General features: G+C 42.1%; 9 protein-coding genes. 7 read left to right on the top strand and 2 right to left on the bottom strand.

Annotated elements, in window-relative coordinates; all coding sequences use genetic code 11:
- Positions 1-18: 18 nt before the first annotated feature.
- On the bottom strand, positions 19-225 hold the full coding sequence (locus tag PNC201_RS19690) for a hypothetical protein (protein ID WP_102058134.1): 207 nt from the start codon (positions 223-225) through the stop codon (positions 19-21).
- A 139-nt stretch (positions 226-364) separates the two neighbouring features.
- Between PNC201_RS19690 and ydiJ the strand changes: the two genes are divergently transcribed.
- Entirely contained in the window at positions 365-3403 is a 3039-nt protein-coding gene (gene ydiJ / locus PNC201_RS19685; RefSeq protein WP_102058133.1) for a D-2-hydroxyglutarate dehydrogenase YdiJ, read from the top strand.
- 267 nt (positions 3404-3670) lie between these two features.
- On the opposite strand, the gene PNC201_RS19680 is transcribed toward ydiJ, so the two are convergent.
- A complete protein-coding gene (locus PNC201_RS19680; protein ID WP_102058132.1) occupies positions 3671-4993 on the bottom strand; it encodes an HD domain-containing phosphohydrolase in 1323 nt (440 codons plus the stop codon).
- A 404-nt stretch (positions 4994-5397) separates the two neighbouring features.
- On the opposite strand from PNC201_RS19680, the gene PNC201_RS19675 reads away from it, so the two are divergent.
- The 6 genes from PNC201_RS19675 (at position 5398) to PNC201_RS19650 (ending at position 16529) form a co-directional block, all read left to right on the top strand.
- Positions 5398-8511: a glycosyl hydrolase family 18 protein gene (locus PNC201_RS19675; protein ID WP_102058131.1), complete on the top strand. Its 3114-nt coding sequence runs from the start codon at positions 5398-5400 to the stop codon at positions 8509-8511.
- A gap of 46 nt (positions 8512-8557) precedes the next feature.
- Complete coding sequence (locus PNC201_RS19670) at positions 8558-9985, top strand: lytic polysaccharide monooxygenase (RefSeq protein WP_095726509.1); 1428 nt, start codon at positions 8558-8560, stop codon at positions 9983-9985.
- 52 nt (positions 9986-10037) lie between these two features.
- Entirely contained in the window at positions 10038-12506 is a 2469-nt protein-coding gene (locus PNC201_RS19665) for a glycosyl hydrolase family 18 protein (protein ID WP_102058130.1), read from the top strand.
- Positions 12507-12672: 166 nt separating this feature from the next.
- Positions 12673-13434 (top strand): substrate-binding periplasmic protein, encoded by a 762-nt coding sequence (locus PNC201_RS19660; RefSeq protein WP_102058129.1) that lies wholly within the window; start codon positions 12673-12675, stop codon positions 13432-13434.
- Positions 13431-15365, top strand: coding sequence for a RecQ family ATP-dependent DNA helicase (locus PNC201_RS19655; RefSeq protein ID WP_102058128.1), 1935 nt, complete (start codon positions 13431-13433; stop codon positions 15363-15365). The genes PNC201_RS19660 and PNC201_RS19655 overlap by 4 nt, the downstream gene beginning before the upstream one ends.
- Entirely contained in the window at positions 15366-16529 is a 1164-nt protein-coding gene (locus tag PNC201_RS19650) for an anhydro-N-acetylmuramic acid kinase (protein WP_102058127.1), read from the top strand.
- Positions 16530-16531 lie beyond the last annotated feature (2 nt).

Genomic DNA, 16531 nt, shown 5'->3' with positions numbered 1-16531 from the left:
CAACACATTGGGGCTATTTCATTTCTGAAATGTCCTATCTAACTTTTCGCAGCCAAGCTTAAACAGACGCTGCATATTTTTTAGGTGCTTCTTTGCGCCTTCATGATTCATCGAGAAACACACCAAGGCCGCAAGTAAAAAGATAACCGATGGACCGGGCACAACAAAGAAGATCAATGCTAGAATACAAAACACAATACCAGCAAGGTCGTAAATAATTTTCATGTTATTTCCTCCTATACAATATGAGTATAAGGTGTGTGGTGAAATAAACTATTTCCAATTGTAACAAACCATAAAATTCTCAAGTTGATCATTAATCCTTCGTGATACAATTAATTCAAAGCAAGTAAAATATACCGTCATGATCGCAAATATTAGTCAGCAGGATTCTGCAAACGAACTTATCAACCTCTATCAAAGTAAACTAACTGATGCAGGTTTTAGTGGGGACATTGATACGAGTTATGCAACTCGTCTTGTTACGTCAACCGACAATAGTATCTATCAGGAAATCCCTCAAGCAGTATTATTTCCTAGAACAAATCGAGACGTACAACTTGCACTTGAAATCGCCCAACAAGACCCATTTTTGTCTCTCACTTTTGGCCCTAGAGGCGGGGGAACTGGTACGAATGGTCAATCACTTACACCCGGTATTGTGATTGATCTATCGAGACACATGAGAGAAATTCTTGAGATCAATGAACAAGAAGGCTGGGTTCGAGTTCAGTCGGGTGTGATCAAAGATCAGCTTAATGACTTTCTAAGACCTTACGGCTATTTCTTTTCGCCAGATCTCTCCACCAGTAACCGAGCAACAATAGGTGGTATGGTAAATACTGATGCGTCGGGCCAAGGTTCACTCGTTTATGGCAAAACAAGCGATCATGTTCTTGGGCTTAAAACCTTTTTAGTGGATGGAACAGAGTTAAATACCTCGAAGTTAGCGATCGATAAAGCGGAGCTACTAGCTGAGCAAAACTCAAAGACTTCTCACATTTATGCGAATGTCATCGAGATCTGTCGAAACAATCGAGCACTTATACTTGAAAAATTTCCAAGACTAAACCGCTTTTTAACCGGTTATGACCTCGAAAATGTATTCGACGATTCACTAACTACTTTTGATTTGTCTCGAATTATTACGGGTTCTGAAGGTTCGCTTGGTGTTGTAACCGAAGCAAAACTTAATTTAACGCCAATTCAGCCATATAAAACCCTAATCAATATCAAATATGACTCATTTGAATCAGCGCTTAGAAACAGCCCTTTCTTGGTTTCCGCTAATGCTACATCGGTCGAAACTGTAGATAGTAAAGTTCTAGGTCTTGCCAAAGAGGACATCATTTGGCATTCAGTATCGGACTTAATTCAAGATGTACAAGGTGTTGAGATGCAAGGTCTTAACATGGTTGAGTTTAATGGTGAATCCGAAGATGAAATTTCGTCTAAAGTCGATAGTTTATGTCAACGATTAGATCAGCTTATTGCGAACAAAGAAGCGGGGGTTATTGGTTATCAACTTACTAATGATAAAGCGGATATCCTTAAGATCTATGCGATGCGTAAAAAATCAGTTGGCTTGTTGGGTAACGCAAAGGGTAATAAAAAGCCACTTGCTTTTGCTGAAGATACAGCCGTTCCACCTGAAAATCTTGCTGATTTTATCATTGAGTTTAGAGAGTTGCTTGATAGCTACCAATTAGATTATGGCATGTTTGGTCATGTTGACGCCGGTGTTTTACACGTGCGCCCTGCGCTTGATATGTGCGACCCCGAACAGGAAAAATTACTACGTGTGATCTCCGATAAAGTAGTAGCGTTAACTGCAAAATACCGAGGACTAATGTGGGGTGAGCATGGAAAAGGTTACCGAAGTGAATATGGACCAGAGTTTTTCGGTGAGCAACTATTTAATGAACTTCGTAAAATTAAAAGTTTGTTTGATAAAAACAATCGCCTAAATCCTGGAAAAATTTGTACACCACTGGATTCAAGCGATCAATTAGTGTCAGTCGATGCACAGAAAAGAGCTTGGTTTGACCGTACAATACCAACTGAAGTAAAAGTAAACTACGAAGCGCCAATCAATTGTAATGGTAACGGACTTTGCTTTAACTATGATGACAACTCACCAATGTGTCCATCGTACAAGGTAACCAAAGATCGTAGAAACTCTCCAAAAGGACGCGCTGGGTTATTTAAAGAGTGGTTAAGACTCCAAAACAATAAAGGAGTAGATTTGATTGCTGCAGAAAAGCAATTAATCAATCATGAAAATGATACTACTTGGTGGGAGCGCTTTCTCAATACCCGAAAGAAAAACGAATATGACTTTTCCCATGAAGTTAAAGCATCAATGGATGAATGTTTAGCCTGTAAAGCATGCACAACGGCTTGCCCAATAAAAGTGGATGTTCCTACGTTTCGAGCTAAGTTTTTAAACTTTTACTACAGCCGTTACAATCGTCCATTTAAAGACTACTTAGTTGCGAATATTGAGCGAGCACTGCCTACCATGGCTAAGTTTCCAAATTTAGTTAACGCTCTACAAAGTAATCGCATATCCAACTTTTTTGTTGAACGGCTGATTGGGTATATTGACTCCCCATCGCTAAGTAAGGTGCAACTTAGCAAATTAGTTTCAAGCAAACACTTTTATTCAGAACACAGTTTTGAAATGTTAAGCGATGAAGAACAACAAAGCGTGGTATTTGTTGTTCAAGACCCGTTTACTAGTTTCTATGAAGCAGAACTAGTATCGGACTTTGTGCAAGTTATATCAAAGCTTGGGTTTTATCCGCTCGTGTTACCATTCAAACCGAACGGTAAGCCACAACACGTTAAAGGCTTTTTAAAGGAATTTAAATCGACCGCGAAGACTGCCGCAGAGTTTTTAAATACTGTCAGTGAGTATAACAGACCTTTAGTTGGGCTCGATGCCTCTTTGGTGATGTGCTATCGCGATGAATATAATGATATTCTCAAAGAGAGCAGGGGAGACTTTAAGGTACAATTAGCACATGAATGGCTTGCAACAGTCGATATCCCAACGGCTGCGACAATCAGTCCATCAAAATTTACATTGATAAGTCACTGTACAGAAACAACAGCGATGCCTGAATCTAAAAATGTTTGGCAAGGTATTTTTAATAAGTTGAACTCTAATTTAGAAGCGGTTAATACAGGATGTTGTGGCATGGCGGGAACTTATGGCCACGAAGCGCAAAATCAAGAAAACTCAAAAGCGCTCTACGAATCCTCATGGCAGCATCATATTGATAACGCAGCTCAAGATGAAATATTAGTGACTGGCTTCTCTTGTCGGTGTCAGGTTAAACGCTTTAGTGGAGAAAAACCAAAACACCCGCTTCAAGCACTTAATAAACTACTAGATTAGTTTAGTAGTTGAACGAGCCCAGTTTGCTGGGCTTTTTTTATTAATAGTTTTAGCTGAAGATAAACTAAGCTAATTGACTTTATAGTATGATGTGTTCCTTGTGGTGTGTTGCGCGAATACAAGTCAGTTATTCTCGAGCCAGTATAATTTGACCGCTCAATAACATTGATCCAATTAAAGGCTTAAAAGCTATATTTACTATCATCTACACAACACCAGCAAACGAGTATTCGATAGTGCCGTCGCCGATAAGTCGGTAAGCTATTATTATCGCTTGACCATAATTCGAAAGGGGATTGGCCGTTGTGTTTCCAGCTGTTTAAGTTTATCTATCGACTTATCAGAAAAGGTATGACCTTTTGGTAGCAATAAAATACCTTGATTACTGTGAAGCGCTAAACCTAATGTCATGCCTGGCTTGAGTTTTTCAGTTGTCAATATATCAACCGAACCGACTTGCTCTTGGCCTAGCTCGTTGTTACTCACTGCTGTCTCTAAAATATCAACGACTTCTGGGGAGTAGAAATTCCCTCTATAGGTTCGGATAAGATCTAACGCTAAATCGGCTTTCTCTTTATCAGAACCGTTAGCGCAGTATAAATTGTCATAATAATCTCGGGCGACTGCAAGTATCTGTGAGCCTAAAGGAATTTCTTTACCTTTAAGACCTTTTGGGATCCCTTGGCCATTAAATTTTTCAAACTGATGATAAATCGCCTCGGATACGTCAGATAAGTGCTGCGCTGGCATCAACATAAGCTGTGCAATGGAAGGATGCGTATAATAAATTTTCTTTTGGGCTTCGCTTAGTTTTCTGGGTGGCGATTTATAAATTTCTGGGTCCATAGCAAGTAAACCTACTTCTGCTAAATACCCTGACATCATAGCCGTTTCAGCTAATTCACTAGAGAGTTCTAGTTTCTTAGCTATAATTTTACATAATTTGGCTATGCTCTTCGCTTTTTTACCATCGATAAATGGATTTGCATTCAGAAAATTATAAAGTAACTCGACGGTAGCCCGATGTTCTTTACGTTCTTTTTGATTAGCTTGCTCTAGTTGACTTAACACTTTGCGGATCTGCACAGTGCGTTTTTGTACAAGTCCTTCAAGGTTTTCATTTAACTCTGTGAGTTGCGCATTTTTTTGTACTATCTCTTCATTTAGTCTCTTATTGACGCTTTTTAACCTGTATTTCTCTGAACATTCTCTCACAGTATGTACGAGTATATCGTTATCCCAAGGCTTTTGAATATATGCATGGATCCCACTTTCATTAATGGCTTTAATTGTTGAAGCAAGATCAGAGTATCCTGTGAGTAATATCCGTTGTGTATCTGGGCAAATACGCTTTACTTCATGCAAAAATGTGGCGCCATCCATTTCAGGCATCCGCATATCACTAATAACAACTTCAAAGGAGGAGTCTCGGACAAGCGCCAAGGCCGACTGTGGATCACTACAGAGCTCTGCGTGTATTCCATTTTGACGAAATAAGCGATTTAATGACCGTATCACATTCGTCTCATCATCGAGACAAAGCACTCGTATCGCTTCATTTGAAGTCGTTGATAGCTCAGCAAATTCCAAAGTTCAATCTCCTAAATGAATTAATTTAAACTTAGTTCAAAAAGGAAGCCACGACAAGAAACCGTTAAAATACGCCTTAAGTCTAATATTACCCTTAAACCTGATTAATAACTTTTTAATATATGCATAAGAAACAAACTGGTAACTGTAATAAATTTAGAGATGTGGCTAGCAACTATCGCTTAATATTAAATAATTACAGTTTTATTTATATGTATCCACAAACTAAAACTAAGCATATTAATCAATTGTTTAGTGTTACATTTTGATGAAAAGCAAGCTCCAATTTACGCTTACGTTAACGTCATCAGCTAGAGAAAAATGTTGTTGCCATATTGAATTTATGTGTTAGGTTTATGTTGTTATTGTTAACCAAATACAATAAATGGTTGGAGAACCAAACTATGAAACAACATGTAAAGACCCTTAAATTATCGCAAATGGCTTCGATCCTCGGAGCCATTTTCTGCGCTAACTCATATGCTTATAATTGTGATGGCTTACCTGAATGGTCACAAAATTCGGCATACAATGGTGGTGCTCAAGTACAAAAATCGCAACAAGCTTTTGAAGCGAAATGGTGGACTCAGGCTGATCCGGTTACCCATTCGGGTCAGTGGGATGATTGGAAAAAATTGGGGGACTGTGACAGCGTTGTCACAAACACACCACCCACAGTACAGAGCTTACTGCCAGCTGATGGCAGCGCTTTTAAAGAAAATGACAGCGTTGCCATTTCTGTAAATGCAACAGATAGTGATGGCCAAGTAGCGCAGGTAGAGTTTTTTGTAGATGGCACGTCAGTTGGTATTGATACCACAGCGACAGGTGATAATTTTTCATTTAACTGGTCAGCAACCGCTGGAACACACGCAATTTCAGTAGTTGCGACAGATGACAAGCAAGCAGAGTCCAACACGTTAACAACAAATATCATCGTTAATACGGCTGGAAATCAGTTACCTACAGCAAACCTTTCGTTAGGCGGAGGTAATAATCTGGTTATTAATCAGCCTGTAGACATCGTTCTTGATGGTTCAGATCCCGACGGCTCAATAGCAAAACTAACACTGCTTATTAACGACCAAGTCGCATTTGAAAGTGCAACAGCACCAGCTCAGCATACTTGGACACCAACGCAACTGGGCGCCGTAACTTTAAAACTTATTGTTGAAGACAATACCGGTGCGACAGCAGAGAGCATACTCAACGCAAATGTGGTTGAAACACCACCAGTTGTAAACAACTGTGTTCCACATGGCCTATATCAGACCCCTAACACATCGCCTAACTACTGTGATATTTACGACGAGAATGGCCGCGAGAAAATGGGCACTGATCACCCTAGACGCGTCATCGGTTACTTTACTAGTTGGAGAACGGGTAAGAATGGTCAACCGAGCTATCTAGTTGATGATATTCCTTGGGATAAGATCACCCACATCAATTACGCTTTCGCGCACGTTGATGCCAATAACAAGGTGTCAATAGGCAATCCAACAGCTCCTAACAATGCAGCGACGAACATGACTTGGCCTGGGGTTGCTGGTGCAGAGATGGATCCGTCTCTTCCTTATACCGGTCACTTTAACTTGCTGAACAAATTTAAGAAACAGCATCCTGATGTTAAAACCTTGATCTCAGTCGGCGGTTGGGCAGAAACTGGTGGCTACTTTGACGAAACAGGTAAGCGAGTTGCCAGCGGTGGCTTCTATACGATGACGACCAATGCAGATGGCAGCGTGAATCACGCTGGTATTGATGCGTTTGTAGCAAGTTCAGTTGAATTTATCCGTAAATACAACTTTGATGGTGTCGATATCGACTATGAATATCCATCTTCTATGAATGACTCTGGTCACCCGGATGATTTTGCGATATCAAACCCGCGTCGAGCAGCATTGAATGCTTCTTATCAAGTGTTGATGAAAAAGCTAAGAGAAGCATTAGACCAAGCTGGCCAACAAGACAATACACACTATCTATTGACGATTGCATCACCATCTTCTGGTTACCTTCTACGTGGTATGGAGACATTCCAGGTCACCAAGTATCTAGATTACGTCAATATCATGTCTTATGACTTACACGGAGCGTGGAACCAGCACGTTGGTCATAACGCATCGCTATTCGACACTGGCGAAGATTCAGAGCTTAAACAATGGAATGTATATGGCACCAAAGAGTTTGAAGGAATTGGTTACCTCAATACCGATTGGGCGGTCAAATACTTCAGAGGCTCGGTCTCCGCAGGACGCATCAACATTGGTATTCCTTATTATACTCGCGGTTTTAGAGATGTAACAGGCGGTACAAATGGCCTTTGGGGGCAGGCTGCATTACCTAACCAGGCAGATTGTCCTCCAGGAACTGGCAGCGGTGAAAAGAATAAATGCGGTAATGGTGCCGTAGGCATAGATAACTTATGGCATGACAAGAACGATGTTGGCCTAGAAGTACCAGCAGGTTCTAACCCGCTTTGGCATGTTAAAAACCTTCAAAATGGCGTATTAGGTAGTTACCTAGGTGATTATGGACTAGACCCAGTTAACAACCCAGCGCATCAGATCAGCGGTACCTATGCCCGCCATTATGATTCGGTAGCGGTTGCTCCTTGGCTTTGGAATGCCACTAAGAATGTGTTCCTATCCATAGAAGATGAAGAGTCAATGGCCGCCAAAGTCGACTATGTCATCAACCAAGAACTAGGCGGTATCATGTTCTGGGAGCTTGCAGGCGATTTCGATTATGATGTGAGCAAGAATGAATATTTCATGGGTTCATCGCTAACAAGCTTAGCCTACAACAAGTTTAACCAAAGTGGCACACCATACTCGGTTAAACAAGGAAATAAAACCTTCGTAAAACCAGCTTCAGCAGTTGATGTTACGTTTGTTGCCAAAGATTTTCCAGCTGGAGATGCTAACTATCCAATAGCACCAACTTTTGCCTTTACCAATAACTCAGCGATAGATTTGAGTGGCGCGAAAATTTCATTTGATGTTCCTGTTGCGACTTCGGCCATTTTCAAATCTAACTGGAATGCGCAAGAAAAACTTGGCATGGCAGTTGACGTAAATGGCTCAAATGCTGCTGGAAATAATATTGGCGGCTTCGAAAACGAATTCCATCGATTCTCAATCACGCTTGTGAACGAGTGGGGTGGAACGCCTAAGTCTTTTGCTCCTGGCGAAACCATCAATGCCCAAGTCATGTACTACATGCCGATTTCTGGTCCTGTTAACTTTGTGGTTGAGAAAGACGGTAATCGCTATGCATTTACCAGCGAATATACCGACCTACCAATCGCAACACCTGGTACAGGGCCTACAGATCCGGTAACTAGCTGTAAAGGTACACCTATCAGTCAAATTGTGGTTTACCCGAACTTGCCACAGGGCACACATGCAGCTCAAGGTGATTTAATTGTTGAAGGAAACGCGGTATATGAAGCGAAATGGTGGAGCAATAAGCAACCATCAGTCAGCAGCGACTATACCAAGGTTTGCAACTTGTAAATAATAAATGGGGAGCTTTGCTCCCCTTTATAAAAGGCGAATAAGCATGAATAGTTTACACCGTAAATATGCGCTTGGTCTTTTGGGCGCAACCTCAGTTTTGCTTTCAAGCGCAGTTTCAGCTCATGGTTTTATGGACTTTCCCAAAGCAAGACAAGCGATCTGCCAAGCGCAAGGAGGTTATTGGTGGCCGGATGATGGCTCAAATATCCCAAATTTAGCGTGTCGAGCAGCTTTTCTAGACTCAGGCCATTTTCAGTTTGTGCAAGAGCATGAATTTTCGACCAATACCGCTGACTACAATAACCTAGAGGCAGTAAAAGCGAATATCCCCAATGGTACGCTTTGCTCAGCTGGTGACCCAAACAAAAGTGGCATGAGTGTTGTCTCACCACACTGGCAGCGTACAGTTGTAGAGCCAAACGCTCAAAATAAACTTGCCATTAGCTTTAGGGCGACAACACCTCATAATCCCAGTTTTTGGCAGTTTTTCCTGTCAAAGCCAAACTACGATGGCGATACATCTCCTCTGACTTGGAATGATTTAGAGCTTATTAATGAATTTGGCAATATTGATTTCGTTGTGGATCCAGAAGGTAAACGCTTCTATAAAATGGAAATAGATATACCGCAAGGCCGTGAGGGCGATGCAGTTTTATATACCCGTTGGCAGCGGTTTGATGTCGCAGGAGAGGGATTTTACAATTGCTCTGATATCACAATAACCTCAACAGGCACGCCACCAGAATGGGTGAGCAGCGGCTATTTCTTAAAGCAAGGGCAAGATGCTAAAGCCGGTGATAGCGTGTGGTTTAGGACGTTTGACCAATCTGGGAATGAATTAATTAGCCATAACTTGAATGTAACCTCCACTAATGCATCAACATGGCAAGCTGAGTTGGCTCTTTATCTTAATAGCAATTACGGAAATAAGGTCAACATTGGTGTTAAGCAACCGGATGGTTCAATTGCGTTTGATGCAAACGCCTTATTAGCAAACGAAGTATTTTTGCCACATGCCGCTTACACCAGCAATCTTAGCGTTGTAAAAGGGGGTGACAACACCGCTCCTACGGTGAATCCAATTTCTAACCAAAGCATCGCAGAAAATAGCCAAGCGACAGTGCATGCTCATGCGTTTGACGACCAAAATGACCCACTGACATTCATTTGGAGTATTCCTGCACCGCTTAGCTTTAGTGGCGAAGGTGACACGATTTCCATCTCAACACCTGAAGTGACGGCTGATCAAACCTTTCAGGCTGAACTTAATGTCACCGATGGCAAAGCAAGCACGACCGTAAGTTTCTCAATTACCGTTCAAGATAGCACCAATAACCAATACCCAGCTTGGAATAGTACAACTACCTATGTCGCAGGCGACAGAGTAACGCATCAACAGAAAGTGTATGAAGCCAAGTGGTGGACGCAGGGAGAAGAGCCCGGCGCATCCGATGTTTGGAAAGCAATTTAAAGAAAACCCAAATTAATTGGGTACAACATGTAACTACAATAAGGTTGAAGATATGAAACTTAATAAAATAACCAGCTATATAGGACTTGCCTTACTGAGTGGCGGGGCACTTGCAGCCCCTTCTACACCAACATTAGATTGGCAGCCACAACAGTATTCGTTCGTTGAAGTTAACGTCGATGGGCTTGGCTCTTACAAGCAATTGGTAAAAGCCAAAGATGTTGTCGATATTAGCATCAAATGGAATGCTTGGAGTGGCTCTGGCGGTGATAACTATAAAGTATATTTTGATGATCTACTCGTAAACCAAGGTACGCTTGCAGCTGGTACTAAAAGCGGAGTAGTACAATTCCCCTACACTAAATCGGGTCGCCATCAGCTTTATTTAGAACTGTGTGAAGGTACTGTATGTGCAAGAAGCGCAGGGAAAGAAATCGTCATTGCCGACACTGACGGTGCACATCTAGCGCCACTTCCTATGAATGTAGATCCGAACAACCGTAATAACGGTACAATACCAGGCCGTGTGACGGGTGCATATTTCGTTGAATGGGGCATATATGGCCGTAATTACGACGTAACTAAGATCCCCGCTCATAACCTATCGCACATTTTATATGGCTTTATTCCGATTTGCGGACCTAACGAGTCGCTAAAATCCATCGAAAATGGCAATAGTTGGAGAGCGCTTCAAACTGCATGTGCTGACTCTCAAGATTATGAAGTCGTCATTCACGACCCTTGGGCTGCAGTGCAAAAGTCTATGCCAGGGGTGGATGCAAAAGATCCTATTCGCGGTGTATATTCTCAATTAATGGCGCTAAAACAACGTTATCCAGACCTTAAAATTCTGCCTTCAGTGGGTGGTTGGACGCTATCTGATCCATTCCATGGCTTTACAAATAAAGCAAACCGCGACACTTTCGTCGCGTCTGTAAAACAATTCCTTAAAACGTGGAAGTTTTATGACGGTGTAGATATCGACTGGGAATTCCCGGGTGGTGATGGTCCAAACCCAGACTTAGGCGACCCAATTAACGACGGTCCAGCCTATGTGGCGCTAATGCAAGAGCTGCGTGCAATGCTAGATGAGTTAGAAGCTGAAACCGGACGCCAATATGAACTCACTTCTGCAATAGGTGCAGGTTATGACAAGATTGAAGATGTAGATTACCAAGCTGCTCAGCAGTATATGGATTATATCTTTGCGATGACCTATGACTTCTATGGCGCTTGGAACAATGAAACGGGTCATCAAACCGGTATCTACTGTGGCTCTCATCTCAGCACAGACGAATGTAACGGTACAGGCGTTGACGACAATGGAGTGCCACGTAAAGGCCCGGCATATACTGGCGACCATGCAATTCAATTGTTACTTCAACAAGGTGTGCAGCCCTCTAAGCTCGTTATGGGCGTTGCAATGTACGGCCGCGGCTGGGAAGGAGTGCTAGATGCAAATGCCACAATCCCAGGTAATCCGATGACGGCGCCGGGCAATGGCCCGTTGACTGGTTCTACAAGTGAAGGCGTTTGGGAGCCTGGCATTATGGATTACAAGGCTATTGCAGCAAACGCTGTAGGCCAAGGTGGCTCAGGTGTTAATGGTTATGAAGTAGGCTACGATGAGCAAGCACAAGCAGCATATGTTTGGAACAGAAGTAACGGTAAACTCATCACTTATGATAGCCCACGCAGCGTTATCGCAAAAGGTCAGTATGCAAACACTCATCAACTGGCTGGTTTATTTGGTTGGGAAATTGACGCTGATAATGGCGACATTCTAAATGCAATGTATGATGGCCTTACAGCAGGTGAGATCCCTAATCGTGCCCCTTCTATCGGAGTTTCTGGACCAATCAATGTGACCTCAGGTCAGGTTGTGAATGTCGATGCGCAAGCAAGCGATTTAGACAATGATCCATTAACCTATTCATGGGTTGCTGCGCCTGGTTTGGCTTTATCTGCTAACAACACCGCAGCTGTCGCTGTAACCGCTCCTTCAGTCAATCAACAGACAAGCTACGACTTGACTGTAACGGTCGATGACGGCGCGTTATCAACAACCAAAACAATCGTTGTTGTTGTAAACCCAGAAGGTGCAAATGCAGCGCCTGTCGTTACACCGGTTTCAGATATTTCGGTTAATGAAGGGGCCTCGGCTACTGTCAATGTGTCAGCAACTGACCCTGAAGGCGCAGCGCTTAGCTATAGCTGGAGTGCACCAGCCGAGCTGAGCGTAGTAGCAAATGGTAGCTCAGCGACTATTACTGCTGCAAATGTCACTGCCGACACAACCGTCCCAGTAACTGTTACCGTATCAGACGGGGTGAACGCTGTTGATACAACATTTAATGTTACGATTAAAGACGGTGGCGCCCAATACCCGACTTGGGATCGCTCTACAGTATATGTCGGTGGCGACCGAGTAATTCATAACGGCAATGTCTTTGAAGCAAAATGGTGGACTCAAGGTGAAGAACCTGGAACCGCTGATGTATGGAAGGCAGTAACTAACTAATCTAACCATCCCCAATTAATGAGCTTGCCAGTCAAGCTCATTTTTTATTCACATAAACATAAAGTTACCCATTATCTGACTTTTATCACCAATTTCTTCTTTCTTTTTCTGCTTGGTCTTTCATAATGACATAATGAACTTCATAAAAGAGTCATAAGTTCTGGCAGTGCTTATTCGTCTATCCGTTTTATTATTCGTTTTAGTTTTTCCAAAAAGCTACGCGTCCGACTGCGCGAATAAGTCATCCCTAAAAATCGGCATTGGCTCTAGCTGGCCGCCTTTTGTTATGTATGGCACTCGTCCTTACGGCATAGACGTAGATATCACGAGAGCAGTTTTTGAACGCGCCGGGTTTTGTATCGAGTTCATTCAGCTTCCTTCATCGGCTCGTGGGATCACTGAGCTTGAAAAGGGCTTAATTGATGTCCTGCCATCCGCAAGTTTTAGCGTCGATAGAGCAAAAATCGCTTACTTCTCCTCGCCATATCGGCGTGAAAAAATGCGCTTGTTCGCTAACAAGGAAATAGATCTCGATAGCAACTTAATCGAGTTGTTTTCTGCAGGCTATACATTCACGGCCAATCCTGGAGCCTACTACGGTGAGGAAGTGAAACAAATAAAAAAAATCGATTGGTACGACAGGCGTTTGTTTGAAATCGCGAGCTTAGACCGGCGAATAGAAATGGTGGCTAAAAACCGCGTCGATTTTCTGATTGAAGATGAGGACGCAGGCTACTACTATATCAACAAGCTAGGCTACCAAAGCATTCAGCTACACCCTTATGTAGTTAACGATAACGCTATACATTTTATGCTTGGACGTCATGCATTTAAGCGTAGTGACATTGAGCGCGTTAATGAAGCAATCACCAATTTAAATGGCACAATAGCGAATATCTCAGAAAAATATAGAAAAGATTCAGGATGACTCAACAGCAGCAACTCTTTCAAACACTACAAAGTACATTTGGACATACGACACTTCGCCCGGGGCAATCGGAAGTCATTGAATCTATACTTCAAGGCCAAAGTGCAATCGCTATTTTTGCAACTGGTGCAGGCAAGTCGTTGTGTTATCAGTTACCAGCAATATTGAAGCAAGGGATGTGCTTAGTCGTTTCACCACTATTAGCACTAATGCACGAGCAACGAGATTACCTACAAAGTAAAGGAGTTGCGACTGCTTGTCTTGACAGTACTCAAAGCAAAGAGGAAACGTTGCGCATAGAAAATGCGGTGCGAGACAATGCACTTAAAGTCCTCTTTATATCAGTAGAGCGGCTTAATAGCCAAAAAGCACGTACCTTGTTATCACAAAGCAATATCTCTTTTCTTGTCATTGATGAGGCGCATTGTATTTCTGAGTGGGGACATAATTTCAGGCCAGATTACCTAAAAGTGGCCAAATATCGCCATGAACTTGGTATCAACCAAGTGCTATTACTCACCGCGACAGCAACAAATAAAGTTGCACGCGATATGGCGGGTAAATTCGATGTATCCGATCAAAATATCATTAGAACGGGCTTTTACCGGAAGAATCTATTCTTAAGTGCGGCGCATATTAGCGAATCTCAAAAAGACGAATATTTACTCGCCTTTTTAAAAAAGGCAAAAGGCGCTGGTATCGTTTATGTCACGCAGCAAAAGCAAGCAGAAGAAGTAGCAAAAATGATAACGGCTTGCGGCTTTCCTGCAGAAGCTTTTCATGCATCATTGCAGAGCGAGAAAAAGGCCCAAATTCAAGCTGACTTTCTAGCGAAAGCTAATCTTATCGTTGTAGCTACCATTGCATTTGGTATGGGTGTAGACAAACCCGATGTTCGCTGGGTACTACATTATGATATGCCAAAATCTATTGAGGGATATAGCCAAGAAGTAGGTAGGGCAGGCAGAGATGGCGAGAATGCACATTGCGTTGCTTTAATTAATAATGAAAAAATTGCGACATTAGAGAACTTCGTTTACGCCAGTGCATTAGAGCGAGAGTCATTAACGCTGCTTTTTGATGAACTTTTCGGTGATCCAGCTACAGATTATCACCTCAATGAATACGATCTTGCCTATAAAACCAATATTAATCAATTGGTGCTAAAAACACTTATTGTCCAGCTCGAACTGCAAGGATACTTACAAGTAAACTACAGCTATTTTGCGGAGCTAAGCATCGCATTCACCCAAGACAAAGATAAAATATTAGCCAAGTACTCGCCTGAGCGGCAACTGTTTTTGACTCAGCTATTCTCGTGTTTTGAATTCAAAAAGAAATGGGGATTACTTTCACATCAAGCATTAAGCGAGCAAAACATCCCACAGGCTAAAGCCCAAGAAGTCGTTGAGTATTTGCAAAACCAACAACTGATTGACGTAAAAGTCGCTAAATATACGTCGGTTTATTCAAAGCCTATCCAACAAGTTAACATTAATGAACTGGTTGAGTCTTTCTACCAGCAATCACAAATTAAAGAGCAAGGCGAACTTGCACGGCTAAGGCATTTACTCAAATTTTTCCAACTGACTTCATGCTATCACAAAGCGCTCGCCAGCTACTTCGGCGATATGCACGCACCAGAGCAATGTGGCCATTGCGGAGTCTGCTGCGGTAAGCAACTGATCGTCAACGCACAAGAGAGCCACGAACTAGATATTGAAACAACACGAAATACTTTAAGAGACGCTTCGCAATTTGCATCGCAACGCGGCGTTATTTTTTCTACTCACCTCAAAGCGTTGTTTTTACTAGGCTTAAATTGCCCCTATTTTACTAAATATAAATTCAGACAACTTGAAGGATTTGGCAGTTTATCCGGCGTAAAGTATGAAAAGGCAAAAGCATTGATTATGGAGCGCGCATTATAAATGAAAACAGATATTATTAAACTCGCCACGATCGCGGAAAAAAAGACCAAATATATACTCGGACTAATGAGCGGTACGTCATTGGATGGATTAGATATTGCGTTATGTAAAATTGAAGGTGCAGGGAAAAGTACAGAGCTAACGGTCGAACAATTTACCACAATAGAATACAACCCTTCGCAAAAGCAGCTTCTCAGTGAGCATGCGTCTAAGTCTCAAGTAAATCTTAAAACGTTATGTCAATTAAATGCGTGGCTCGGCGAGTTGTACGCAAGTCTAATCAATAATGCCTTGAAAGAATGGCAAGTCGCAGCCGACACTGTTGATTTAATAGCGAGTCATGGACAAACACTTTACCATTGTCCAAAACAATCTTTTGCAGACGTTGAAAAATTAAATAGCACATTGCAGATCGTTGACGGCGATATTATTGCGGCAAAAACGAACATCATCACCATCGCAGACTTTAGACAAAAGCATATAGCCAAAGGATATGAAGGAGCCCCTCTCGTGCAATATGGTGACTATTTGTTATATTCGGACACAAGTCTCGATAGGGTTTTGCTCAATATTGGCGGTATTTCAAACCTTACTTATTTACCAAAAAATTGTGCACTAGCGCAGAGTATGAGTAGTGACATCGGTCCAGGAAACACATTAGTAGACCAATATTGTCGCCACGTATTAGGGCTACCATTCGATGAAAATGGTGAGATTGCGTCAAGTGGAAAAATTCAATTGCCTTTTCTCGAAGCATTACTGTCACACGAATTCTTTGATAAGCAACTTCCAAAATCAACTGGACAAGAGTTATTTAATCAAGCCTTCGTGCATCATGCGCTGGATGGAAAAGATTATAATCATGAAGATATCATCACGACACTGACCGAATTCACAGCTATCGCTGTCGCAAATGCGGTGAACGAGCTTGGTACAACTGAATTAGAGCTATATGTTAGCGGAGGTGGAATTCATAATGTGTTTTTAATGGCGCGAATTGAAAGCCATTTGAATAACCGTGTTTTAATCAAGGATTTCTCACAACTGGGTATCAACCCTGATGCCAAAGAGGCCGCTTTATTTGCGCTACTTGCGAATGAAACCGTATCAGGTGGTAGCGATGCGCTGCCTTTTTCTATGGGTAAGATTTCATTACCAACATAGTC

The organism is Pseudoalteromonas sp. NC201 (assembly GCF_002850255.1).
Lineage (GTDB): Bacteria > Pseudomonadota > Gammaproteobacteria > Enterobacterales > Alteromonadaceae > Pseudoalteromonas.
This window is presented reverse-complemented; position numbering and strand designations above follow the sequence as displayed.

Excerpts from the sequence above, each read along its gene's own strand:
- PNC201_RS19655 (WP_102058128.1), top strand. The coding sequence starts at position 13,431 with ATGACTCAACAGCAGCAACTCTTTCAAACACTACAAAGTACATTTGGA.
- ydiJ (WP_102058133.1), top strand. The coding sequence starts at position 365 with ATGATCGCAAATATTAGTCAGCAGGATTCTGCAAACGAACTTATCAAC.
- PNC201_RS19675 (WP_102058131.1), top strand. The coding sequence starts at position 5,398 with ATGAAACAACATGTAAAGACCCTTAAATTATCGCAAATGGCTTCGATC.
- PNC201_RS19665 (WP_102058130.1), top strand. The coding sequence starts at position 10,038 with ATGAAACTTAATAAAATAACCAGCTATATAGGACTTGCCTTACTGAGT.
- PNC201_RS19690 (WP_102058134.1), bottom strand. The coding sequence starts at position 225 with ATGAAAATTATTTACGACCTTGCTGGTATTGTGTTTTGTATTCTAGCA.
- PNC201_RS19650 (WP_102058127.1), top strand. The coding sequence starts at position 15,366 with ATGAAAACAGATATTATTAAACTCGCCACGATCGCGGAAAAAAAGACC.
- PNC201_RS19670 (WP_095726509.1), top strand. The coding sequence starts at position 8,558 with ATGAATAGTTTACACCGTAAATATGCGCTTGGTCTTTTGGGCGCAACC.